This is a genomic window from Commensalibacter communis, from assembly GCF_947179015.1.
GTDB lineage: Bacteria > Pseudomonadota > Alphaproteobacteria > Acetobacterales > Acetobacteraceae > Commensalibacter > Commensalibacter communis.
In genome coordinates this window covers 56,562-78,590 of record NZ_CAMXCM010000006.1, presented here as the reverse complement: position 1 = coordinate 78,590, position 22,029 = coordinate 56,562, and the positions used below count along the sequence as shown (strand labels likewise).

Annotated in this window: 26 protein-coding genes; 15 read left to right on the top strand and 11 right to left on the bottom strand. The window is 36.3% G+C overall.

Annotation, left to right across the window (positions count from 1 at the left end):
• Position 1: 1 nt before the first annotated feature.
• From PQG54_RS09730 to nfsB, 4 genes are all read left to right on the top strand, one after another.
• Positions 2 to 679 (top strand): SDR family NAD(P)-dependent oxidoreductase, encoded by a 678-nt coding sequence (locus PQG54_RS09730; protein ID WP_271790094.1) that lies wholly within the window; start codon positions 2 to 4, stop codon positions 677 to 679.
• 126 nt (positions 680 to 805) lie between these two features.
• Entirely contained in the window at positions 806 to 1,102 is a 297-nt protein-coding gene (locus PQG54_RS09725; protein ID WP_271790095.1) for a hypothetical protein, read from the top strand.
• Between the two features lie 166 nt (positions 1,103 to 1,268).
• Positions 1,269 to 2,036 (top strand): glycosyltransferase family 25 protein, encoded by a 768-nt coding sequence (locus tag PQG54_RS09720; RefSeq protein ID WP_271790096.1) that lies wholly within the window; start codon positions 1,269 to 1,271, stop codon positions 2,034 to 2,036.
• An 87-nt stretch (positions 2,037 to 2,123) separates the two neighbouring features.
• Entirely contained in the window at positions 2,124 to 2,768 is a 645-nt protein-coding gene (gene nfsB, locus PQG54_RS09715; protein WP_271790097.1) for an oxygen-insensitive NAD(P)H nitroreductase, read from the top strand.
• Between the two features lie 188 nt (positions 2,769 to 2,956).
• Here the strand turns inward: nfsB and PQG54_RS09710 are convergent, their stop codons facing one another.
• Positions 2,957 to 4,369, bottom strand: coding sequence for a lytic transglycosylase domain-containing protein (locus PQG54_RS09710; protein ID WP_271790098.1), 1,413 nt, complete (start codon positions 4,367 to 4,369; stop codon positions 2,957 to 2,959).
• Positions 4,370 to 4,844: 475 nt separating this feature from the next.
• Here PQG54_RS09710 and PQG54_RS09705 point away from each other — a divergent pair, with 475 nt between their 5' ends.
• The 6 genes from PQG54_RS09705 to PQG54_RS09680 all read left to right on the top strand — a co-directional run bounded on the left by PQG54_RS09705 (position 4,845) and on the right by PQG54_RS09680 (position 11,550).
• Positions 4,845 to 5,672 (top strand): ABC transporter permease, encoded by an 828-nt coding sequence (locus PQG54_RS09705; RefSeq protein WP_271790099.1) that lies wholly within the window; start codon positions 4,845 to 4,847, stop codon positions 5,670 to 5,672.
• A 24-nt stretch (positions 5,673 to 5,696) separates the two neighbouring features.
• Positions 5,697 to 6,800: a glycosyltransferase 61 family protein gene (locus PQG54_RS09700; RefSeq protein WP_271790100.1), complete on the top strand. Its 1,104-nt coding sequence runs from the start codon at positions 5,697 to 5,699 to the stop codon at positions 6,798 to 6,800.
• A gap of 18 nt (positions 6,801 to 6,818) precedes the next feature.
• Positions 6,819 to 7,646 (top strand): ABC transporter ATP-binding protein, encoded by an 828-nt coding sequence (locus PQG54_RS09695; RefSeq protein WP_271790101.1) that lies wholly within the window; start codon positions 6,819 to 6,821, stop codon positions 7,644 to 7,646.
• A gap of 99 nt (positions 7,647 to 7,745) precedes the next feature.
• Positions 7,746 to 8,819: an AI-2E family transporter gene (locus tag PQG54_RS09690; protein ID WP_271790102.1), complete on the top strand. Its 1,074-nt coding sequence runs from the start codon at positions 7,746 to 7,748 to the stop codon at positions 8,817 to 8,819.
• A gap of 136 nt (positions 8,820 to 8,955) precedes the next feature.
• A complete protein-coding gene (gene fucP / locus PQG54_RS09685; RefSeq protein WP_271790103.1) occupies positions 8,956 to 10,275 on the top strand; it encodes an L-fucose:H+ symporter permease in 1,320 nt (439 codons plus the stop codon).
• 273 nt (positions 10,276 to 10,548) lie between these two features.
• A complete protein-coding gene (locus tag PQG54_RS09680; RefSeq protein ID WP_271790104.1) occupies positions 10,549 to 11,550 on the top strand; it encodes an aldo/keto reductase in 1,002 nt (333 codons plus the stop codon).
• A gap of 45 nt (positions 11,551 to 11,595) precedes the next feature.
• On the opposite strand, the gene PQG54_RS09675 is transcribed toward PQG54_RS09680, so the two are convergent.
• Positions 11,596 to 11,925 carry a DMT family transporter gene (locus PQG54_RS09675; RefSeq protein WP_271790105.1) on the bottom strand — a complete coding sequence of 110 codons (330 nt, stop codon included), beginning with the start codon at positions 11,923 to 11,925 and terminating at the stop codon, positions 11,596 to 11,598.
• Between the two features lie 65 nt (positions 11,926 to 11,990).
• Between PQG54_RS09675 and PQG54_RS09670 the strand changes: the two genes are divergently transcribed.
• Positions 11,991 to 12,155, top strand: a complete 165-nt coding sequence (locus PQG54_RS09670) for a hypothetical protein (RefSeq protein WP_271790106.1) — start codon at positions 11,991 to 11,993, stop codon at positions 12,153 to 12,155.
• Here the strand turns inward: PQG54_RS09670 and PQG54_RS09665 are convergent.
• The 3 genes from PQG54_RS09665 to mutY all read right to left on the bottom strand — a co-directional run bounded on the left by PQG54_RS09665 (position 12,152) and on the right by mutY (position 14,760).
• Positions 12,152 to 12,580: a POTRA domain-containing protein gene (locus tag PQG54_RS09665; RefSeq protein ID WP_271790107.1), complete on the bottom strand. Its 429-nt coding sequence runs from the start codon at positions 12,578 to 12,580 to the stop codon at positions 12,152 to 12,154. The genes PQG54_RS09670 and PQG54_RS09665 overlap by 4 nt on opposite strands.
• Before the next feature lie 84 nt (positions 12,581 to 12,664).
• Entirely contained in the window at positions 12,665 to 13,669 is a 1,005-nt protein-coding gene (gene hemH, locus PQG54_RS09660) for a ferrochelatase (protein ID WP_271790108.1), read from the bottom strand.
• 26 nt (positions 13,670 to 13,695) lie between these two features.
• A complete protein-coding gene (mutY, locus tag PQG54_RS09655) occupies positions 13,696 to 14,760 on the bottom strand; it encodes an A/G-specific adenine glycosylase (protein WP_271790109.1) in 1,065 nt (354 codons plus the stop codon).
• 23 nt (positions 14,761 to 14,783) lie between these two features.
• Between mutY and PQG54_RS09650 the strand changes: the two genes are divergently transcribed.
• Entirely contained in the window at positions 14,784 to 15,290 is a 507-nt protein-coding gene (locus PQG54_RS09650) for a DUF721 domain-containing protein (protein ID WP_271790110.1), read from the top strand.
• Between the two features lie 5 nt (positions 15,291 to 15,295).
• A complete protein-coding gene (locus PQG54_RS09645) occupies positions 15,296 to 16,216 on the top strand; it encodes a bifunctional enoyl-CoA hydratase/phosphate acetyltransferase (RefSeq protein ID WP_271790111.1) in 921 nt (306 codons plus the stop codon).
• Positions 16,217 to 16,264: 48 nt separating this feature from the next.
• Here the strand turns inward: PQG54_RS09645 and PQG54_RS09640 are convergent, their stop codons facing one another.
• Genes PQG54_RS09640 through PQG54_RS09630 form a run of 3 tightly spaced genes read right to left on the bottom strand, consistent with a single transcriptional unit; the run spans position 16,265 to position 17,340 of the window.
• Positions 16,265 to 16,618: a tetratricopeptide repeat protein gene (locus PQG54_RS09640; RefSeq protein WP_340163359.1), complete on the bottom strand. Its 354-nt coding sequence runs from the start codon at positions 16,616 to 16,618 to the stop codon at positions 16,265 to 16,267.
• Entirely contained in the window at positions 16,590 to 16,904 is a 315-nt protein-coding gene (locus PQG54_RS09635; protein WP_271790113.1) for a tetratricopeptide repeat protein, read from the bottom strand. The genes PQG54_RS09640 and PQG54_RS09635 overlap by 29 nt, the downstream gene beginning before the upstream one ends.
• Positions 16,897 to 17,340 carry an SEL1-like repeat protein gene (locus tag PQG54_RS09630; RefSeq protein WP_271790114.1) on the bottom strand — a complete coding sequence of 148 codons (444 nt, stop codon included), beginning with the start codon at positions 17,338 to 17,340 and terminating at the stop codon, positions 16,897 to 16,899. Before PQG54_RS09630 ends, PQG54_RS09635 begins: the two co-directional genes overlap by 8 nt.
• A gap of 113 nt (positions 17,341 to 17,453) precedes the next feature.
• Between PQG54_RS09630 and PQG54_RS09625 the strand changes: the two genes are divergently transcribed.
• Positions 17,454 to 17,930 (top strand): NTF2 fold immunity protein, encoded by a 477-nt coding sequence (locus PQG54_RS09625; RefSeq protein WP_271790115.1) that lies wholly within the window; start codon positions 17,454 to 17,456, stop codon positions 17,928 to 17,930.
• 13 nt (positions 17,931 to 17,943) lie between these two features.
• Positions 17,944 to 18,315, top strand: coding sequence for an SMI1/KNR4 family protein (locus PQG54_RS09620; RefSeq protein ID WP_271790116.1), 372 nt, complete (start codon positions 17,944 to 17,946; stop codon positions 18,313 to 18,315).
• On the opposite strand, the gene PQG54_RS09615 is transcribed toward PQG54_RS09620, so the two are convergent.
• The 3 genes from PQG54_RS09615 to PQG54_RS09605 form a co-directional block, all read right to left on the bottom strand.
• Entirely contained in the window at positions 18,301 to 19,200 is a 900-nt protein-coding gene (locus tag PQG54_RS09615) for a tetratricopeptide repeat protein (RefSeq protein ID WP_271790117.1), read from the bottom strand. The two genes, PQG54_RS09620 and PQG54_RS09615, sit on opposite strands and share 15 nt — an antisense overlap.
• A gap of 102 nt (positions 19,201 to 19,302) precedes the next feature.
• Positions 19,303 to 20,274: a tetratricopeptide repeat protein gene (locus PQG54_RS09610; protein ID WP_271790118.1), complete on the bottom strand. Its 972-nt coding sequence runs from the start codon at positions 20,272 to 20,274 to the stop codon at positions 19,303 to 19,305.
• A 149-nt stretch (positions 20,275 to 20,423) separates the two neighbouring features.
• Positions 20,424 to 21,845, bottom strand: coding sequence for a sulfatase family protein (locus PQG54_RS09605; RefSeq protein WP_271790119.1), 1,422 nt, complete (start codon positions 21,843 to 21,845; stop codon positions 20,424 to 20,426).
• Positions 21,846 to 22,029: the final 184 nt, after the last annotated feature.

Genomic DNA, 22,029 nt, shown 5'->3' with positions numbered 1-22,029 from the left:
AATGGGTTTACCATTACAAGATAAGATTGCCTTTATTACAGGTGCCAGCCGTGGAATCGGTCAGGCCTGTGCCGTCGCCCTGGCACAGGCTGGTGCCCATTGTATTATCAGTGCCAGAACCCAAATGGGATTGATGCAAACCGATGATATAATCCTATCTTTTGGCGGAAAAGCAACTTTGTTACCCCTAGATTTAGGGAATAGTGACGCTTCACAACAAATTGATCTGATTGGCCCTTCGATCGCAGCACAGTTTAACCGATTGGATATTTTTATTCATGCTGCGTTTCAATATGTCCCCCTTACCCCAGTGACACAAATCACTGATAGAGCTTGGGATAAAAATATACAGGCGAATTTATCAAGTGTTTGGCGATTAATCCGCACGTTGTCACCATTGTTAACGGCAACAGCCGATGCTAATGCAATCTTTTTCCGACCAATAACGTCAGTACAACCTTTCTGGTCTCCAGTCGTGTCCATCCAAACAGCTCTTGGAGCAATGATTCAAACTTGGCAACAGGAAATTGCACAATTATCGTCTTTAAATATCCATTATCTCTCTCTTCCACCTACAAATACTTTATTGAGGCAATCTTTTTTCCCAGCCGAAAATAAACTAAAATTAAATACACCAATACAAACAGCAAACGATATCATCGCTCTTATTACGCATTAATAAAATAATATATTATTGACATCTAGAGTTTAATTTAATATACTTAAAGATCGGTGTAATAATTTTACGGCAAAACCCATATATGAAATAATCGCTAATTAATAAAAGTGGAAAGGAGAGAATAACATGTATTCAATTCATCGTTATCTCTATGGAACAATTATTGGTTCCCTTATTGTTTGGACAATTTACCTATTAACCATTGATTTTTTTTCAATTGCATTTGTCCCTTATCAATATAAACAATTAATCCACGTTCCTCTACCGGGAAGTTGGCTAAATTTCTCCTTTTTAGCAGTCATTAATCTAGTTACTATTTTCGTGATTTCTTGTTTAACATTAGTAGCTCAATTCAAAAACATTAAGATCATTCCAACCCCTATTTATCGATTAGATGGTTCTGAGGATAAGGCTGAGGCTTAATATCTTTTGTAAAATACATTGCATTTTATAATATTATCACGTTAATATTTTAATTTTATAAAACGCAATGTATATTAATTGTTAAAATAAGTTTTCTAATTACTCAGAAATTCTAAATAAAATTATAACAAAAATATACATCAATTATGGACTAATTTGAGTTAACATGAAGTATTTTGTTATATATTCTGATAATAACAGTGATCATTTAGAAAATTTCAAAACCAATAATCAGCACCTAACAACTGATGTCACTCCTATAAAAGCGCCAGTTTCTAATCTTGCTTTGCGTGATGAATTAATAACAAACAATATTATTACGGAAAATAATATTTATGATTTAACAACACTTGCTTTTACCAAAACTCATCTTTCCCTATGGCAACAAGCAGTTGAAACACAGTCACCAGTAACCGTTTTTGAATCAAATACGGTCACTCACAAAAATTTTTTGGAGCATCAAAAGAAATCTTTGTCTCTTAAAACGGAATATGATTTAATCATTTGGGGCTACAATCTCAATTGGAATCCTTGCGTAGAAATTATGCCTTGCTTGCCTAAGATCATTTATACATTTATGGGATATGGTACAGAAGAACTTGAAAAACCAAATAATGATCTAATTAATGTATCTTTGTATAAAAACAGCGACTTAAAGGCCATTCAAACACTCAAGACATTCTCCTTCTCTGGCCTTGGATGTTATACAATCTCTGCCAAAGGTGCAAAACAACTTCTGCAAAAGGCAACGTCAATAGGCAACGAAACCGCTCGATCCTATCAAGAGGAGCCTCATGGAAGTAATTTTTATGTTTTCAACCCTATTGCCAACAGAGAAAATACTTCGTTTGACATTGAGATTAACCGTCATATAGAGCCATTAAATACGTATATGACTATTCCAATGTTAGCGGTTATTCCAACTAATCCTTAATATGTAATTTATTTAATTTGCTTTAAACCTTACGTCATTATGTATGTAATTAAATTTATACTTAACTAACTTTTAAAAGAGGACAATATGAATCTTCAACAAATTATTCATCAACGTTATTCAACCAAAAAATATAATCCAAACAAAAAAATACCCGAAGAGCAAATAGAACAATTGGTTGAATTGTTGCAATATACCCCAACTTCTATAAATTCTCAGCCTTATCATTTCATCTTGACAGGGACGCCAGAAGGTAAAAAACGCATTGCATCTTCAATGACTTCTGGTTTATTTACGTTCAATTATGATAAAATTATTAACTCATCCCACAGCATTGTAATATGCTCTAAAACCAATATAGATCGCAATTACTTAACTAAAACCATTGAAAAAGCCTATCATGACGGTCGTCTCGATTCTTATGAAAAGATTGAGCAACAAGTCAATCAATACATGAACTTTATCGATCTACATGAGGATGCTCAAGGTTGGATGAATAAACAATGCTATATTGCATTAGGTAATCTATTATTAGGTGCTTCGGCTTTGGGAATAGATGCAACCCCTATCGAAGGATTTGATTGCAAAATTTTAGATAAAGAATTCAATCTAACAGAGCAAGGCTATATGAGCCTGGTTGTCATTGCTTTGGGATATAGGGCTGACGACGATATATTTGCAACGTTACCAAAATCTCGTTTGACCAAAGAAGATCTTTTTACAATTTTATAATATTTGACTTGTGAAAGGATTTTGCTCTTTTTGCATTCAAAATAATATTTACTTTGATATCTTACCTGCTAATCACTATAGAAAAGACAATTTATATAAAATAATCTTAAATGCTAAACAAAAAAAGCAGCTTCAAAAGCTGCTTTTCTTAATTCTTAATTACAATTAAGCACTTTTATGATTAATTTCTAGATTTTTGAAGGCGAAAGCAACATACAAGAGGACAGTTTTTGACAAGCATTCTGAGCAGCATCTTTACTTAAGCCTGTAACTCTGGCTCGATAAAGTTTATTTTTTCCGACTTGAACTGCTTGTACTTGTTGGGAACCTGCTTTCAACGCTGCTTTGCTTTTTGCTTTACCAGCAGCACTTTGCGCCAAAGAGGAAGATGCAAAAGCGCCGACTTGAATGCCCCATCCTCCAGCCGCTGAAACATTACTGGTTTTTACAGGTGCAGCGGCAGCTCTCTTGGTACTGGCGGCCGGCATACGATAAGAAACAGGTTGATAGTAACGACTGCTATTACTAACAGGTGCCGAAGCAACTTGGACAGGTTGAGATGAAGACGGGATAAAAATAGGTGGCTCGCCACTAGAAACAGGCGGCGGGGATGCTTTATACCCTCTTGACGCCCAAGCGGATTTAATATCTTGGCGTGTTTCTGATTGTGCAACAGTCGTAGGTTGGCGATCGAAACTTTTCCACTGTGTCGGATAACCAGTATTCCCATTGCGTCGTGATGATCTTGTAGAAGCAACAGTGCGTCCAGAACTATTCAGACTTTGACCATTCAAAGCTTCAGTAGTCGCATTGCCAACACGATTTAAGCTTGCAACATTCAAATTGTCAGCAGATGACTGACTGCCACCCCCCATACGATTAGCCCAAGCTTGTTGCACTGAATTTGCTTGTGGAGATATTGCAAGTTGACGTGAAGAAGATGGTTGAGCAGCAGATGCATAAAGGGTTGGGTCAACGCCAGAACCAAGGCTGTGACTTTCTACCAATAAATCTGCCTGAGAACGACGTTTCGGATTTGCCCCCTGAATTCTAGGACCAATAGAAGCTACATAACGACGTGTTTCCAAAGGTAATGTTCTATTACGGGTTAAAAAATCATCAAGCCGACCTGGTCCACCATTATAAGCTGCCAAAAATCCTGGGGATCCGTAAATATCATACATTTGGCGAATATAGGCTGCACCCGCAGCGATATTATCATGTGGATCATAAGCATCATCACCCAAGTTATACGCGATACGAAGCTCGTCATACGTTGGGGGCATTAACTGCATTAGTCCCATTGCACCAGGTCCAGATGTCGCAAAAGAATTGCCACCTGATTCTTGTTTCATGACTGCTCTGATCCAAGCCTCAGGCACATCGAAACGTTCGGAGGCTTCTTTGATATAAGGTCCCCAAGGGTCGCTTGCTGGTCCAGGTGGAGCGTAATAAGAGCGTGCGCGTGCTTTATAATTAGCAACCTCTTGTGCAATAGGCATTTGTTGCGGACGTGGTGTAGAAGAAGAGCAAGCAGCAACTAATGCTGCCAATCCACTGACGCTCCCTATACGCAATATCAAGGCAGTAGATGACTTCATTGACAGTTTCCGTATTACACTCAGTTGACACCAACCGAATGAAGACTGTAATAATTTGCTTCTCAAGTGCGTCATCATGCCTTTACCTTAATCAATATTCATTCAAAAAAATAAATAATCATATTTAATTTTTGAGCGAAATTATGCACTTATCCTACATTTTCTAATATGTTTATAAGATTATTTTTTAATAAAAGAATCAGAATAAACTTAATAAATATCTTCTTAATATTTACAAGATATTCAATTTATTTGCAAGTACAAGCTGCCAGATTAACGATCGAAATTATTTATCACCAATAAATAAAGAAATTATTGATAACCATCTGTAAAAAAAGCCTTAATATAAAGCCTCTAATATAAAGATTGTTTCTTGGAATACTATCCTTTATAGTTAACCATCACATCATTAAGTGTCATTGTTTTGAACAGCTTGATCTCTTTTTAACTTTAATTGCATAGTCATTTTAACCAAATGTCATTACTTACGAAAATAAACAGCAATACGGCACACTCTCGATATTATCAAGCATTGATGGACATCATCAAAGGGTTTAAACTGTGGCGTTTGGCGCTCTCTCTGGGTTGGTTTGATATCAAATTGCGGTATAAAGGTTCTGCTTTGGGGCCTTTGTGGATAACATCAACTTCAGCTGCTATGACGGCAACAATGGGTGTCATTTATAGTTCATTGTTTAAAATGGACATCCATGAATATTTACCGTTTGTTGCTTTATCAACCGTTCTATGGGGGCAAGGAATTGCGTTGACGTTATCGGACGCGTGTCAATGTTTTCTGCAGGCCAATGACACCATCCACTCTATTAAACTTCCTTTTTTCCTACAAGCACTTAGAACCGTATTCAGAAATATAATCATTCTAAGTTTAAATCTTATTATTCCTATTATTGTCTTTATTTTATTCAAAGTACATGTTGGGTGGAATGCTTTGTTCGTGCTTCCTGGGTTTATCTTGTGGTTTATAAACGGGTTGGCTGTTTGTTTGTTATTAGGCTGTATCTGCGCTCGGTATCGTGATATCCCACAAATTATTAACAGTTTCATACAAATTATTTTTTATGTAACGCCTATTATTTGGTTACCACAGCAATTAAAACATCATATAGCTTACTTGGTTTATAATCCATTATACCCTCTGATCGAAGTGGTAAGGGGTCCTCTACTAAATAATGGATTTAACGGCACCATTTGGATTTATGCGCTTGTGTATAGTATGCTAATATGGTTGGCGTCTGGATATATATTTATCAGAGCCAGAGGGCGTTTAGCTTTTTGGATATAAAATTTAGATTTTGAGGTATTTAAAATGAAAATTAAGGGTCAATATTCTACATTCTCCTTTCGCCCGCCGGGTGTATTAAAAAGTTCGGTATCAACATCACCTCGACCAAGATTGAAACCTGTTGAAGTATTACCTAATCAGCAAATGCTGCGATTAGCGCAGGGTATTGATCCAAAAAACGAAAAACCGCTTGAAACACTTGATGAAATTCCTGCAGGAATGATCTTTTTTTGTGAATTGGAAAATGCGTACTTTACAATCAAAGACGGTATAGACGGTGTGATTATTACAGATGATTTGCATGTCATTACAGAAAGTATTTACGATACCAAATTTCAATCACAAGATTTGCCTGAATTACAAGGTGTTGAATTATTGGATCAGGTCTTTCTTTCTTTTGATTCTCAATGGATGCGTTATAATCATTGGATGGGATATTGTTTGTCCAAGGCCTATTTAGCAAGCCTTTATACACCAGAAAGTGTACAAATTATTATCCCTGAATATCGTGAACATACGTCTATTCCACATCCAATTTCAAAAGAAATTTACGATGCTACTTTGGAAAAAACAGGATTAGTTAAACGTGCTGTTAAGTTAAAAGACGGAATTTATAAAGCCAAAAAGCTATCTTACTTCTGGCAAAACAGTTATGTTCCAAGCTCTTACTTTAATTTTCATGATGCCAAATCTGTTTTTTCGCATATCAATAAGCATACCAAGTATCACGATAATTTCCCCCCTCGCTTCTTTATCAACCAAGATCAAAATATGGAACCTATTTTGAACGATGAAGATATTATATTGATACAAAAAACGTTAAATGAATTAAATATTCCTTGTATCGATCTCGACAAAATGGATTTGGATAGTCAAAGAATTCTCTTTTCTCAGGCTGAATTGGTTATTTCACCTCACAGACCAGAGTTAATTAATCTTCTATATTGCAGCAGTGATACAGAAGTAATTGAATTCACACGTGCATCAAACAGAACAAACTATTTGCCTGCTTGGCCTTATTTAATTTCATCATCTAATCGATTACAATATACGTTCTTTGATCTTGATTGGGTTGTCTTGACAGCCGACATGATTAAAGATGCAGTTTCTAAACTTGATTCGATCTGATTTAACCAAGTATAAACAATGAATATATCAGCCCCTGCCAGCTTTATTAAAATGGAACATCTTTCAATTGAATTCCCAGTATTCCAATTAGAAAGCCGTTCTTTGAAAAAAACATTATTTTCAAATGTTAAGAAAATGATGAATAACCCGCAACGTCATCATCAACGTACAGGGGCTGAGATTGTCACAACTGCAAATAATGATGTTGTCGTGCAAGCACTTCGAGATATCAACCTGACTATTCAATCAGGGGAAAGAGTAGGATTGATCGGTCACAATGGCGCTGGCAAATCAACCTTGCTCCGCGCTATCACTGGGATCTACGAACCCAATTCTGGTCACATTCAAAGCCATGGTCATATAGAGGCGTTACTGAGTACAAATGCAGGAATGAATCCTCTATTGTCTGGAAGAGAAAATATATATCTTAGAGGGAAGAGATTAGGATTATCACAAAAAAAAATCCAAGAACTAGCAAAGGATGTCGAAGCCTTTGCAGAGTTAAATGAGTTTATAGAGCTACCCATTAAAATTTATTCTTCAGGCATGTTAATGCGCCTTGGTTTTGGATTATCGACTTCTATTGTACCAAATATTTTATTAATGGACGAGTGGTTCATGGCTGGGGACAGCAATTTTCAAGAAAAAGCCCGTAATCGATTGGTATCCATCGTTGATAAAGCCGATATTCTTGTGCTGACCACGCATTCTCTATCTATTTTACAACAATGGTGTAATAGGCTTATTTGGCTCAAAGCGGGTCAAATTATTGCTGATGGACCAACAGATATTATTTTAGATCAATATAAACGCGCAATGACAACGGATTCTGGTGCCCAAAATTGATTCTTCTATTGTATTATTTGTATAATCACTGCATGATAAAACCAATATGGCTTAAATTTTACTCTTATTTGAAAATATAAATTGTAAATGTCTTCTATTATGCCCTCTCCCACAGAACCAACACAACAAGAACGTTTTTATTCTCTGATTCAAAGCGTAATTATCGCTGCTGTTGGAATATTGGCCATCTGGTTAATTGGCGATTTATTAATGATCGTTTTTGCTGCGACGTTAACTGCCATTATTTTAAAGGGTCTTGCGTCTATTTTACGTAAATATACTCGCTTGCCTTATTGGGTATCTCTGACAATTGTTATCATTGTTATCATCAGTGCTTTTTTGGCATTAATGTTGACCAGTGGACCACAAATCAGCGAACAAATTATTAAATTGAAACATGCCATTACAACACAAGTAGGCAGCTTACGAGATCAATTACATACCAATCCATTAGGCAGTATCATCATGGATTACTTGCCCAATTCTGTTGGTGGCGGTGGGCATCCTCCTTCGGGCGGGGCATCTCTGGGATCACGTATAGCAGGATCAATGACAGGCTTTATTACCTCTGTTTTTGGTGTTGTGGGGACTGTTTTTGTTATCTTTATTGCTGGACTATATTTTGCTGCATCCCCTACTTTATATGGAAACGGATTGCTTCGTCTATTCCCAAGCCGTCAACGTCCGCAAATTCGTAAATTATTATTAATTGGTGGGCACACATTATGGTCATGGACAGCAGGGCAATCCGTCGTCATGTTAGTTGTGGGAAGTTGTTCTTTTATTGGGCTGAGCATTATTGGAATTCCATTAGCACTGGCATTGGGCGTTGTTGCAGGATTGGCTAATTTTATCCCCTATATTGGAGCGATTATTGGGGCGGTTCCTGCTATATTAATTGGACTATCCCAAGGAAGGCAAGAGGCAATCTTAGTCTTGGTATTATATTGTGTTATTCAATTTGTAGAAGGTAATGTTATCTCCCCATTAGTACAAAACCATGCCGTACGTATGCCCCCTGGAATCACAATTCTATCACAAACGGTGTTTGGGACGATCTTGGGAATGCCAGGGTTAATTTTGGCTTCGCCTTTGACGGCTGCGATTTTAGCGATTATGGATGCCAGCACACCCAAACTCAAAGATGAAGAAAAACTACCTCCCTTAGATTAAGATGTTACAAAAATATTACTTAAGATAAAAAAAATTTCGTTTTATTAAAGATTGATTTTCATCTTTTCTTTTTAATTAGATTAATTTCTTTTTACTGATTAGTATATTTTTACTAAATCAGTAAAAAGGAAGTCTTATGACCAACAAAAATTCTATTGAACAGCTTCCAGACGGTTATTTAAACAAAACACCAATTTTTCAATTTATATTACTTTCTTGTTTATTTGCCTTATGGGGTATTCCAGTTAGCCTAAATGATATTTTAATTACCCAATTTAAAAGTATCTTTAATCTAAGTGACTTCGCCAGCGCCCTTGTCCAAAGTGCTTTTTATGGGGGCTATTTTTTAATTGCTATTCCTGCCTCTTTAATTATTAAAAAAACAAATTATAAAACAGGGATCATCATTGGTCTTGCTGTTTATATTATTGGTTGTTCATTATTCTTCCCAGCCTCAACAATGGCTACTTACACGATGTTTTTAGCGGCAATCCTTGCTATGGCTTTTGGGTTGAGCTTCCTTGAGACGGCTTCAAATACCTATAGCTCTATGCTGGGGCCAAAAAAATATGCAACGTTGAGATTAAATATCAGCCAGAATTTCCAACCTTTTGGAGCAATCGCCGGTGTTTTGATGGGCAAATATTTGATTTTTCAAGACGGCAACAGCCTGCACTCACAAATTCAAAACCTTTCTGGGGATGCTCTGAAGAGATTTCAATTAGAACATTTGCAATATACGTTGGTGCCATATAAATATATTATTATTCTTCTTGCTGTCGTTCTGTTGTTATTTATATTGACCTCCTATCCGAATTGTAAGCCCACCAACACTGCCGACCATAAAGTCGAAAAAGTATCTTTTGGGGAAACTATCTCTTATTTAATCAGAAATACCAGCTTCAGAAACGGTATTATTGCGCAATTTGTTTACGTTGGTATGCAAACTGCGGTTTGGTCATTTACCATTCGCTTAGCGTTGGTAATGGGCGCACAAAATGAAAGAGAAGCTGCTAATTTCATGTTATATAGCTTTGTGTGTTTTTTCATTGGCAAATTCATCGCCAATGTCTTTATGACACGATTTAATCCGAAGCTAGTACTGTTTATTTATTCTATTATTGGCACTTTACTATTGCTTTATGTTGCTTTCGCAAGTGATTTTTCTGCTATTTATGCAGCGATCCTGACTAGTATTTTAATGGGACCATGTTGGCCAACGATTTTTGCCAATAATTTGGAAGTTGTTGACAAAAAATATGTTGAAATTGCTGGGGCTATTACCGTGATGTCGATTGTTGGCGGCGCTGTTGTTCCTGCAATCCAAGGGTTCGTTTCCGACCAATTACATTCCATGCAACATGCTTTTACCGTATCAGCAATTTGTTTTGCAATTGTTGGGCTTCATTTCCTTAGAGAATACCTAAAAAAAGATAACTCTACTAACGTAGTTTAGCTTTATTGCCATTCCTTTTATAAAGTATTTGATGAAAGGAATGGATAATCCCCGCAAAAAACCTTTTCATATTGGGGTTGCATTCAACCCCTTTTATCGTTAGCATCATTATATCGACTGTTACTTTATAATGTGATGTCTAAGATATAACATCGTTCATTGAACAATATTTGATCTTGGCTGAATGCTTCTATTGATCGAATCATAGAACATGTTCACAATTTATTTATAAATAATCGCCTAATTATTATATTGATAGTGTAAGGAGATTCTATGTCATACAATTCAAAAGATACCGTTATCATCAAGGGAATAGATAAGCCCGTATTGCGCATTGCCCTTGGAACTTGGGCTATTGGTGGATGGATGTGGGGTGGCCCAGACGATGACAATGCCATTAAAACCATCCATAAAGCCATTGATAACGGGATCAACATGATTGATACAGCCCCAGTATATGGTTTTGGGCATTCAGAAGAAGTAGTAGGAAAAGCACTACAAGGAAAAAGAGACAAGATTGTCATAGCAACCAAAGTTGCTTTGAATTGGACAGATGATAAAGAAAAAGTCTTTCGCGATACCAGACCTGAACGTATTCGCCAAGAAATCGAAGATTCTTTGAAACGATTAAAAACAGATTATATTGATCTGTATCAAATCCATTGGCCTGATGACAAAACGCCTATCGAACAAACAGCGATTGAATTAAACAAACTGCACAAAGAAGGTAAAATTAAAGCAATCGGGGTTAGTAATTTTTCTGTTCAACAAATGGAGGCCATTCGTCAATATACTGATCTTGCTTCTATTCAACCGCCTTACAATTTATTTGAACGAGAAATCGAGAAAGATATTTTGCCCTACGCCAAGAAGCACGATCTTGCTGCACTTTGTTATGGCCCTCTATGTCGTGGGTTGTTAAGTGGAAAAATGACCAAAGATCGCGTTTTTAACGGTGATGATCTGCGTAAATCGGATCCTAAATTCTCTGCTGCTAATTTTGAAAACTATTTAGCGGCGACAGAAGAATTAAAAGCTTTCGCAAAAGACAATTATAATAAATCATTGCTAGCTTTGGCTATTCGTTGGGTATTGGATCAGTACCAAGGCAATATCCCTTTATGGGGTGCCAGAAAACCTGAACAAATTGAAGGTATTCAAGACGCTCTTGGATGGTCTTTATCTGAACAAGATTTAAAAACGATCGACGATATTTTGAATAAACATATTAAAGAACCTATTTCGCCAGAGTTTATGGCTCCTCCTAGTCGTTAACAAATACCCTATCCCTTTTATGACATATAAAAGGGATTTTACGATTTACGTGTGATTTCCCATATTTCCAAAATTGACAATAATGACGCCAGTTACAATAAACACGATACCAACAACAGAAATAAAAGATAAATTTTGCTTATAAACAAGCCAAGCAAACAAACAAATACCTACCGTACCTATGCCAGACCAAATCGCATATGCGATTCCCACAGAAATTTCACGTAAAGCCATTGACAAAAAGTAAAAAGAAACACCATATCCTATTAAAGATAATAATGTAAAAAGCCAATTCGTAAATCCGTCAGAAGCTTTTAAACTGCTTGTGGCGCCGATTTCGATGATAATTGCGACAACTAAATATATATAAGACATTCACTTACTAACAAATTTGAGTATAATACTAAAATTAACATATTATTAAGAAAGAAGTTATCATAATGAGTGTTTTGAGTGTTTACGGAGCAATGATATTATTAACAATTATTACATCATCATTATTCATGTTCTTTCTTAAAATCATTGGATCAGTGCAAAAAGACGAAAAGAATGATTCATTAAATGAGGCTATTCAAAGAGATACTGATGAATTTAATCGATATTAATTTGCATTGCCAGTAAGCTGCTCGTGAATATCAAATTGAATCTGTGTTGAACTAATCGCTATTTTTTCTAGAACAGGCGTAATCGTCACTTTGATATTTTTCGTCTTGTAAATTTGTGCAATTTTTACCATTGAATCCATAATAATATTTGCATTCGCAACATCTTGAATTTTTAAAGGAATAGCTTTCAGCAATACTTCGGAAGAAAAGATTGTATTTCCTGTAAAACTTATTTTTTTTACGATTGGCTGGGAAATATACTCTTCATGAGTATCTAACGAAGGATTATTTTGTGTATTTTGTTGGTTTTTCCCTTGAGTAGATTCATGAGAATCACGCGCATTTATTGGTTTTGCATTTACAATAGAGATTGCAAAAGATCCACCGAGCAGCATTATAGAAAAAAGAAAGCGTTTTTTAATCACAATTAATCTCTTTTGTTTTTTAAATAAAGTTCAGTATTTTAAATAATATTAAGTTCAAAATTCAATATATTTCGATAAATATTCCTATATCCACCCTTTAATTTCTTGCTGAATGATATTTTTTAACAAAGAAATTGCCAAGGGATGATCATTTAAACAGGGGATATATGTGAATTCTTTACCACCATTAGACAAGAAAAGCTCTCGATATTCACAATTGATTTCTTCTTTGGTCTCTAGGCAATCAGCCATAAAGCCAGGCGCAACCACAGCAATATTCTGAATGCCTTGTTTGTTATATTCTTTGATCACATCCGCAATATTTGGCCCCAACCATTTATCTGGCCCAAAGCGAGATTGATAAACTAAAGGCATTTCTTGCTCTGTTTTCCCAAAAGCATCCCGTAAAGCAGCTGCTGTTTTTTGGCATTCTTGTTCATAAGGATCGCCCGCTTTGACATAACGCAAAGGCAAGCCATGAAAAGACAAAAGAATGCGCTCAGGTTGAACAGCCCTTGATTGAAGCTGTTCTTGGATCGTATGGTGCAAAGCCTTGATATAATCAGGATGGTCAGGAAAAGAAAATAACGTGCGTATCGCAGGTTGCTGACGATAGCTCATCAAGACACGAAAAACTTCATCATTCACAGTTGCCGTTGTGGTGGCACTATATTGTGGGTATAAAGGCAAGATCAAAATATGATTGCAGCCTTGTTCTATTAAAAAATCCAATTTCTTTTCAATTGATGGTTTGCCATAGCGCATTGCCCATTCAACACAAATATTTTGATTGGCAAAATCAATTTGTAAAGATTCTGCTTGATTTTGTGTAAACACCGCCAATGGACTTTTGTTTTTAACATTATCCCATATTTTTTTATAAGAATGTCCCAAACGACGTGGGCGAAATGCCAGAACAAACCCTTGTAAAATCGGTTGCCATAACAAAGAAGACAGCTCTATCACACGCTTATCTGATAAAAATTCTGATAAATATCGACGAATAGACCAATAATCAGTACCTTCAGGCGTTCCCAAATTTACCAATAACACACCAATCTTACGCTGATGACGCTCATTCCTATTCATTGATAGTTTCCTATTTAATTCTCAGATTATATTTTGGTACTATAGGCAATCATTTTTTTCATTAAAGTCGAGCAAGGATAATGATTCAACTCATCAGAATGAATCCACATATTATCTTGCGCTACTTGTGTCAGCTTTAGATCACTGACTAATTTGAACAGCTTAACTTTTAAAGTAAAATGTGTAAAGACATGCTTGATCTCTCCAATTTCTTGATATTGACCCAAACACCCTGTTTCTTTGATGGCTTGTTCAATAGAAATATATTGCTCTGACCAAATGCTGCTGGGTAATTCCAATGTTCCTGCCAGCACCCCTTTTTCTGGCCGTTTGCGGAGTAATATCTGATTTTTATCATTCTCGATAAACAGAGAAATACCGTATTTGGTTGGTTTTTCAGCTTTCCTCTGCCTTATTGGTAAAATATCAGCAATTTTTTCCAAAGATGCTTTGCAAACTTCTGACAAAGGGCAAATTAAACAGGATGGGTTTTTAGGCTTGCATATCGTTGCACCAATATCAAACAAAGCCTGTGCAAAATCCCCTGCTCTTTCTTGTGCCTCTCGTCCCTCATTAAGGGTTTTTGCCAGAGCGGCTAATGTCGGTTTGATCATCGGCAAAGGCTCTTGAATCGCAAATAATCGTGCTGTCACCCGCTCTACATTTCCATCAACTGCTACATAAGGTTGATTATAACCAATCGATAAAATAGCCGCCGCAGTATAATCGCCAATTCCTGGTAATGCTTTTAGTGCTTGATAATCCTTTGGGATTTCTCCACTTTGTTTGGCAACCTCTTGGGCACAGCGATGAAGATTACGAGCCCGACTATAATAGCCTAACCCCGTCCACATCGCCATTACTTTTTCCAATGATGCCTCTGCCAAATCATTAAGCGTTGGAAAATTTTCAATAAACTTGTTAAAGTATGGAATAACTGTTGCAACTTGGGTTTGTTGCAGCATAATCTCGCTAAGCAATACGTAATAAGGATTAGGTATTGTGCCTGTCTTTGCTCGCCACGGCAAAATACGTTGATGACGATCATACCAACGTAAAATCAAAGTGGCATATGGAATCTGAGTCGACATATATATAAATGGTGCCTTTAAACATGGATGAACAAAACAGTAACAATGATGAATACTATAATACGGACTATCCTGTAAATAAAACAGCAAGACGCACGTATGATATGTATCAAATTGCAGGTTCTATTCAAAAAGTCACTCGTCCTATTTTTAAACAAAAATCACTTTCAAATACGCAATTAATAACGGATTGGTGCGATATTATTGGGCATCATTATGGCAGTTTAACCGTACCCTATCGCCTTGCAAATGGCACATTAACCATCGCATGTTCCAGCACAACAGCCGCAGAAATGCACTATATCAGCAATAATATCATGCAAAAGATAAATATTTATTGTGGCAAACCTATTGTCAAATCAATCAAGTTCATATCCAACAGAAATGCACTTGCTTCATTACCAAAAAAACCGATTTTACCTATTCGCCCACCGTCCCCTATTAAAATAGATGATTTTCCCCACGGCCCTTTGCAAGAGGCTTTGGCGAAATTGGGTGGGCATTTACAATCTAAACAAAGAGGAAGATAATCATTATGTTTGCACATCATCAAAAACTGATTGAAAAAGCAAAAGAAAAAGAAGCACCCAAATGTGCCGTTTGTTATCCATGCGAACATACCGCCATTGAATCTGGTATCGAAGCTCACAAATTAGGTCTATTGAACCCTATTTTTGTCGGTCCTGCGGATGAAATCAAAGCGATTGCTGCCAAACATAATATTTCCCTTGATGGATATGAAATTATTGATGCGAAAAGCGAAGCTGCTGCTGCGACAAACAGTGTGCAATTAATTCGTGAAGGCAAAGCACAATTATTAATGAAAGGCAGCCTTCATACTGATGTGATGTTAAAGGCAGTTGTTAATAAAGAAAATGGGTTAAGAACAGGCAAACGTATTACGCATGCTTTCTTGATGGATGGTCTTAATTGGGAAACCCCTTACATCATTTCTGATGCAGCCATTAATATTGCACCCGACCTGACCACTAAAATGCATATCATTCAAAATGCAATTGATTTACATCATGCTTTGGGTTATGGCGTGCCACGTGTGGCGATTTTATCTGCTGTCGAGATGGTCAATCCTGATATTCCATCAACTTTAGAAGCCGCAGCATTATGTAAAATGGCCGATCGTGGACAAATCACCAATGGGATATTAGATGGCCCATTGGCATTGGATAATGCCGTCAGCTTAAAAGCTGCCCAAATGAAAAAACTGGATACGCCAGTCACAGGCAAAGCACAAATCCTGATCCCACCTGACTTGATTTCAGGAAATATTTTATTTAAAGCATTATGCTTTATCGGAGATCAACCTTCCCATGCAGATAGCGCAGGTATTGTCCTTGGCGCCAAAGCGCCGATTATCCTGACCAGCCGTGCCAGCGGTCTTGATAGTCGTTTGGTTTCTTGTGCAATGGCGAAGTTATCTTATTATCATAGCGTTTAGATAATAGGAAAAGAGTATCTGTGATGGATACTCTTTTTGACTGAACAATTATTTAACAAAACCGTTTATTATTCTTAAAACAGGAGCGAATAATGCTCTGCAAATAGGATCAATATCAGAATTAGGGTCTAGAATACTATCAGCACCGTATATACTACCACATTCATCCATGATGCTCCCTTTTAATTCTAAACATGCATCAAACTGATCCTCAGAGCAAACTTGATCATAATATTGTTTAAATTTATTCCTGTCTCTTGGTATAATCTGATCTATACCCTTAAAATAAAGCTGACTTAAATAAGTGGCACTCTCTATATTTCCTTTATCAGCCGCAGTCTCATATAACTTTACAGCTTTTTCTTCACTTTTATTAACACCATACCCTTTTATTAACACCATACCCAAGGTGATAGCATAATCCTAAATAATACAATCCCTCAACATTCCCTTGGTCTGCTAACTTTTGAAATATGACTTTGGCTTTATTGTAATTTTTTTCAACACCATCTTTGCCTTTAAAATACCATTGTCCTAAATCAATCTGAGCCTGAGTAAGATCTTGATCTGCTGCTTTAGTCATCCAAACCACTGCCTTATTATGCACACTGCTGTCAGAGTTGTTAATATAATATAAAGCTAACTCATATTGATCGTTAGCATTTCCTTTATTAGCTGCTTTAAGCAACCACTCTTCTAGTTTTTTTATACCTCGAAACCCTTGCTTGTTCTTCACTGCTATTAAACCTATAATCTATTTTTTTTAAAATTTTCTTATAATATTCTATCAACTCATGCTGAGCTTTCTCATTACCCTGATTAGCAGCCTTCCCTAACCATTCTTGTAACTTTTGCTCATAGTCGTCATTATGACTGAATACTGTTTTATAATATTTTTCTGCTTTATTGTAGTAAAACATTCCTAAGTCATATTGTGCCTGCGCATCACCAGTATTAGCTTTTTTGCATAGTTCTTGAAACTGAACCAACTCTTTTTGCGCTTCTGTATTTCCAATTGATGCTTCTTTTTTAAGTCCAACAACATAATCATCCGTTGTTTCTGCGAATACAGAACTCATAGGCAATAATAAAGCTGTAGCCATTAATAACATTTTTAATTTCACAATTTTTGCCTCATAAAATACTATCTATACTCGACTATAATCAATAAAATGACGTAACAGAAGTTAAATATGATTAATAAAATATATTTCAGTATTATTATAAAGAATATATCATGAATGAAGATACATCCCTGCAAGATCAAATCCTGTCGATGGTCATTAACTTTGCTTCGCAATGGAATGTTATTGAAAACGATATTCGTAACCAAATGGATGCAGAAGAAGCGATCATAATCAAAAAGAATGATGGCGTTTACGATCATTATGCCCCAAGGACTAATTGGTTTTCTCAACTAAACGAGCGAATATCCCCTTTGATCGATCATTTTTGCACGGAAAAACCTCGTATATATGGCGGCAAAACGCAAAGATCGTTTGGTTTTCCATCCAAATTTAATGGAATTGAAACTGCTGAAAAAACAGCACTAGAAATCAAAAGCAAAAGTCGAATTGAGGTCTATTTTAAAACCACAATGACGTTCGATGATGAATATCTATTTATCGTTCTCAAAAAAGCTGGAAAATGGAAAATTGATAGTTACAAAAACCGTCGTTATCATAAAGAGAAATGGAATAATCAGATTTTATAATGAAGAAGAATTTATGATGAATACGAAAATTACCCAGCATTTATTAACCATTGAACTACAATTTGATATTCAATTCCCTACACTATACAAACAATTCTTAGTAGAGATTATTCAGGATCAAGCAAACTATGAAATCATGGATATAAACCAAAATTATGTCTCTCTTTATTCCTATTCTGATCTGATAGAACGCAATGAAACCTATCAAATCCAAGAATATGAGCCAGATTATCTCTTGATTGGGCAAAATGGCGATCAAGGATATTTTATTTATGTTAAACCCAATCATGCTTCAGAGGTAATTTATATCAATGATCTGGGTGCTTTGGGCTCTTTGGAAATGCAACCCATCGCACCCACGATTAATGACCTAGCAATGCCATAACCTGCGATGTGTTTTCGCCCTCAGGTCACAAGATTTCTTACGATACTCCGATGCTTTTTTATCTTGCTTTTGATCGGAATAAATCTGAGATAAGAGGTTCAAGGCTTCATAATTTCCTTTATCACCAGCCTGTTGATATAGAGAGATTGCTTTCTTAATATCCTTTGGAACCCCTAATCCTTCTTGATAGCATTGTGCCATACTCAAATAACCAGTGGCATCGCCTTTCTTCATCGCCTCTTTAAACAAAGAAAGCGCTTTATTGATGTCTTTAGGATAACCATTCATTCCTTTTAAATACCACTGACCCAACGCTACTTTTGCAGGCATATTCTGTTGTGCCACCGCTTTTAAAAGCCATTCTTTGGATTTATCGAGATCATAAGTGCCTAAATCCATCATCATTGTGCCAGAACGATAACAGATAGCCCACTCTTTTCCTTGCAATGCCAAAGATAACTGATATTGCGCAGGAGCATAATTTTGATTGGCTGATTTGTTTAACCATTTCAATCCATCTTGAACACTTTTCTTATCAATACAGACACTATCATCCGCAGTATTATGCTCATCAGCAATATAAAAAGAGCCTATTTCATATTGAGCAGTTTTATCGCCTTGCTCTGCTGCTTTGACCAAATATTCGTTCGCAAAGGCACCTTGATGTTTATAAATCATGCCCAACTGATATTGCGCCTCGACATTTCCCTTATTGGCTTTGACGGTTAACATATTGATCTGGTCTAGTTTTTGTTGAGAGGCTTTATTGCCCTGTTCTGCTTCTTTTTTCAAGGTATCTAAATATTGATCCACATAATAATCCGCAAAAGCAGATTGCATTAATAAAACAATACCACAACCTACAATCATTAATTTATTGACCATTCCAGATCGCCTTACCTATTCATTAACTGATAAACTGCATCTCTATCATTTAAACTTGCAGTTTATTGATTAAAAGCAATTAATTATCTCTATAAATATCTGTTAACAACACCCTATGGCAATCATTCTTGTACAATTTTCTATTCCTGCTTTGATTTTGAATTCATTTTCTTTTTCAGGATTTTTATAAACTACATCATCTCGATAAAGATCAACCAATGCGTTAATCGCCTGAACGTCATGTAAATCAGCAGCCTTAGTATAATATTGAATGGCTTTCCGAACATCTTTTGGCATTCCAAGACCATGTTCAGCACAATATCCCAGCCCTGCAATGCCTGCTGCATCCCCTTGATTAGCTGCCTGTATAAAATAATCAATCGCCTTTTGAAAATCTTTTGGATAAGGATGAATACCGTAGAGATATTGCCTACCCAATGAAGCTTGAGCAGGTGCATACTGTTGCTCCAGTGCTTTATTTAACCACTCTTGAGCTTTTATGAAGTTCGCTTTTTTAAAATAGGTTTGGTCGTTATTGCTGCCATAACAAACATTTTTACCACTCTGATAGAAATTGAACAAACCATATTGTGCAGGAGCATATCCTTGTCTTGCTGCTTTTAACAACCAGCGTTCACCTTGCTTGATATTGGTAGCAGGAATACAAGACGCATCGTTGGGCATAATGATGTAATCTGCTGCATAGGATGATCCCAGCTCATATTGTGCTTTGACATATCCTTGCTCTGCAGCTTTGCTTAGCCAATAAATTGATAATTCTGAAGATACATATCGTTCTTGTTGATCTGGCTGAGTTTTGTAAAATTGTGATAAGGAAAATTGAACCTCGGCACTGCCAGACCGTCCTTTGGCAGTATCTTTAACAAGATTTTCCAGCTTCTCTTGAGACGGAACATCACCCGCATCTGCTTTTTTCTGTAATGTTTGAATATAATAACGCACATTAGGAGGAAAATCGTCAAATAAATCCTTTGCCAAAGTAACAGGAATAAAAATCAACACACCGACTGCCAATGTAAAGCAAAAGAATACGATATTCTGTCTTATTGTCATTACCGCCTCACAGAGATTTATTCCCTCTATATATCACCCTAATTTAAGTTTATTGTCTATTCAATATCATTCATTTTATTTGTTTTGCCAGAATAAACACCATACGAATATATATGGTGTCATTCATGCATTATTCTTATCATTATAAATTACAAATTATCGTTATCAGCAGGAACGCCATAATGGTCTGCGAAATGCTTTCCGTCAGCACCCCAACTGTAATTTTCTGGAGTATAAGGCAACATTTGTGCGTTCCATTTTGCCCAATCTTGTTTTAATTTAGCAAATAATTCAGGCTGACGTGCTTTTAAATTTGCTCGCTCTTTGGGATCATCGACAACATTAAATAAAAACTCATTATCACCAATTTTTAAATATTTATAATTTCCATCTAATTGAGCATGTTGGTCATGAATATTATAACGCCAAGACAACACACGTTTTTCTTTTTTCTTAGTATCCGTTAAAAAGGGTAATAAATTCATACCATCTGTTGCAAAAGATGGATCTGGTTTTTTTCCTGCTGCATTCACAAACGTTGGCAACCAATCCATACTGATATTCACTTGATCTGAAACTGATCCAGCTTTGATTTTTGCAGGCCAACGGGCAACCACTGGGATACGTAATCCACCTTCTAATAACTCGCCTTTTATTCCTGTAAAGGGGGCAATATTGGAAAAGCGTTCTCCTCCATTATCACTGGTAAAGACAATGATTGTATTTTCAGCCAAATGATGCTCGTCTAGGGCTTTTAAAATATTCCCAATCTGATTATCCATTGCCTGCACCATTTTTCCATAGGTCTTTTGCGTGCCCCCATCATAATCTGCAAGATGTCCTCGAATACGTTTTGACTCTGCTTCATCTTCTGGTCCTTCCCAAGGCCAATGTGGGGCATTAAAATGCACACTAATGAAAAAAGGGCTTTCATTTTTCGCATAACCGTCAATCAAACGGACGGTTTCTTGACCGATTAAGTTTGTTAAATATCCATGCTCATGGATCAGTTTATCATCCCGATAAAACTGATCTGCACCAGTATGCATTTGATGCGTGAAATAATCTGCTGCCCCACCTAATATTCCATAAAAATGATCATATCCACTTTTCAAAGGCCCAAATAAAGGGGGATATCCCAAATGCCATTTCCCAACCAACGCCGTTTGATATCCAGCTTTTTTAAGCTGTGCTGGCAATGTCGGCAATCCTACAGGCAATCCAATCTTTTTATTTTGTCCTGTCAATGGCTCGTCCAACCCACATTCTAAACGATCTTGATAGCGTCCAGTAATCAACGCAGTACGCGTTGCAGAACATACGGCAGAATTAGCATAAGAACGCGTTAATCTAACCCCTTCATCCGCAATACGATCAATGGCGGGAGTCATGTAGCCTGGGTTTCCAAAACAGCTAATATCCGCGTATCCCAAATCATCTGCCAAAATAAAAATAATATTAGGTTGTTTTGATTGCCCCGTAACATTGGCTTTTGTTTTAAGGGTTGCTGTAACCCCTAGCCCAACAAAAGCTCCCAAAACACCCCGTCGATTGAATGAAGAAACCATCATCGTTACCTTTTCAAAGTTGAATTCAATATACGATAAGGTAAGTTTGATTAATTATGCAACTATTTATTTTAGTATATTTTATTATATAACTATTTATTTAAGGGTAATTAACTTAATTCATCACATTCTCTATTCAATAAACAGAAAATAGAATATTATTTCTTTTTTAATCTCTCCCTTTTAT

Excerpts from the sequence above, each read along its gene's own strand:
- PQG54_RS09730 (WP_271790094.1), top strand. The coding sequence starts at position 2 with ATGGGTTTACCATTACAAGATAAGATTGCCTTTATTACAGGTGCCAGC.
- PQG54_RS09725 (WP_271790095.1), top strand. The coding sequence starts at position 806 with ATGTATTCAATTCATCGTTATCTCTATGGAACAATTATTGGTTCCCTT.
- PQG54_RS09720 (WP_271790096.1), top strand. The coding sequence starts at position 1,269 with ATGAAGTATTTTGTTATATATTCTGATAATAACAGTGATCATTTAGAA.
- nfsB (WP_271790097.1), top strand. The coding sequence starts at position 2,124 with ATGAATCTTCAACAAATTATTCATCAACGTTATTCAACCAAAAAATAT.
- PQG54_RS09710 (WP_271790098.1), bottom strand. The coding sequence starts at position 4,369 with ATGAAGTCATCTACTGCCTTGATATTGCGTATAGGGAGCGTCAGTGGA.
- PQG54_RS09705 (WP_271790099.1), top strand. The coding sequence starts at position 4,845 with ATGTCATTACTTACGAAAATAAACAGCAATACGGCACACTCTCGATAT.
- PQG54_RS09700 (WP_271790100.1), top strand. The coding sequence starts at position 5,697 with ATGAAAATTAAGGGTCAATATTCTACATTCTCCTTTCGCCCGCCGGGT.
- PQG54_RS09695 (WP_271790101.1), top strand. The coding sequence starts at position 6,819 with ATGAATATATCAGCCCCTGCCAGCTTTATTAAAATGGAACATCTTTCA.
- PQG54_RS09690 (WP_271790102.1), top strand. The coding sequence starts at position 7,746 with ATGCCCTCTCCCACAGAACCAACACAACAAGAACGTTTTTATTCTCTG.
- fucP (WP_271790103.1), top strand. The coding sequence starts at position 8,956 with ATGACCAACAAAAATTCTATTGAACAGCTTCCAGACGGTTATTTAAAC.
- PQG54_RS09680 (WP_271790104.1), top strand. The coding sequence starts at position 10,549 with ATGTCATACAATTCAAAAGATACCGTTATCATCAAGGGAATAGATAAG.
- PQG54_RS09675 (WP_271790105.1), bottom strand. The coding sequence starts at position 11,925 with ATGTCTTATATATATTTAGTTGTCGCAATTATCATCGAAATCGGCGCC.
- PQG54_RS09670 (WP_271790106.1), top strand. The coding sequence starts at position 11,991 with ATGAGTGTTTTGAGTGTTTACGGAGCAATGATATTATTAACAATTATT.
- hemH (WP_271790108.1), bottom strand. The coding sequence starts at position 13,669 with ATGAATAGGAATGAGCGTCATCAGCGTAAGATTGGTGTGTTATTGGTA.
- mutY (WP_271790109.1), bottom strand. The coding sequence starts at position 14,760 with ATGTCGACTCAGATTCCATATGCCACTTTGATTTTACGTTGGTATGAT.
- PQG54_RS09650 (WP_271790110.1), top strand. The coding sequence starts at position 14,784 with ATGGATGAACAAAACAGTAACAATGATGAATACTATAATACGGACTAT.
- PQG54_RS09645 (WP_271790111.1), top strand. The coding sequence starts at position 15,296 with ATGTTTGCACATCATCAAAAACTGATTGAAAAAGCAAAAGAAAAAGAA.
- PQG54_RS09640 (WP_340163359.1), bottom strand. The coding sequence starts at position 16,618 with ATGGTGTTAATAAAAGGGTATGGTGTTAATAAAAGTGAAGAAAAAGCT.
- PQG54_RS09625 (WP_271790115.1), top strand. The coding sequence starts at position 17,454 with ATGAATGAAGATACATCCCTGCAAGATCAAATCCTGTCGATGGTCATT.
- PQG54_RS09620 (WP_271790116.1), top strand. The coding sequence starts at position 17,944 with ATGATGAATACGAAAATTACCCAGCATTTATTAACCATTGAACTACAA.
- PQG54_RS09615 (WP_271790117.1), bottom strand. The coding sequence starts at position 19,200 with ATGGTCAATAAATTAATGATTGTAGGTTGTGGTATTGTTTTATTAATG.
- PQG54_RS09610 (WP_271790118.1), bottom strand. The coding sequence starts at position 20,274 with ATGACAATAAGACAGAATATCGTATTCTTTTGCTTTACATTGGCAGTC.
- PQG54_RS09605 (WP_271790119.1), bottom strand. The coding sequence starts at position 21,845 with ATGATGGTTTCTTCATTCAATCGACGGGGTGTTTTGGGAGCTTTTGTT.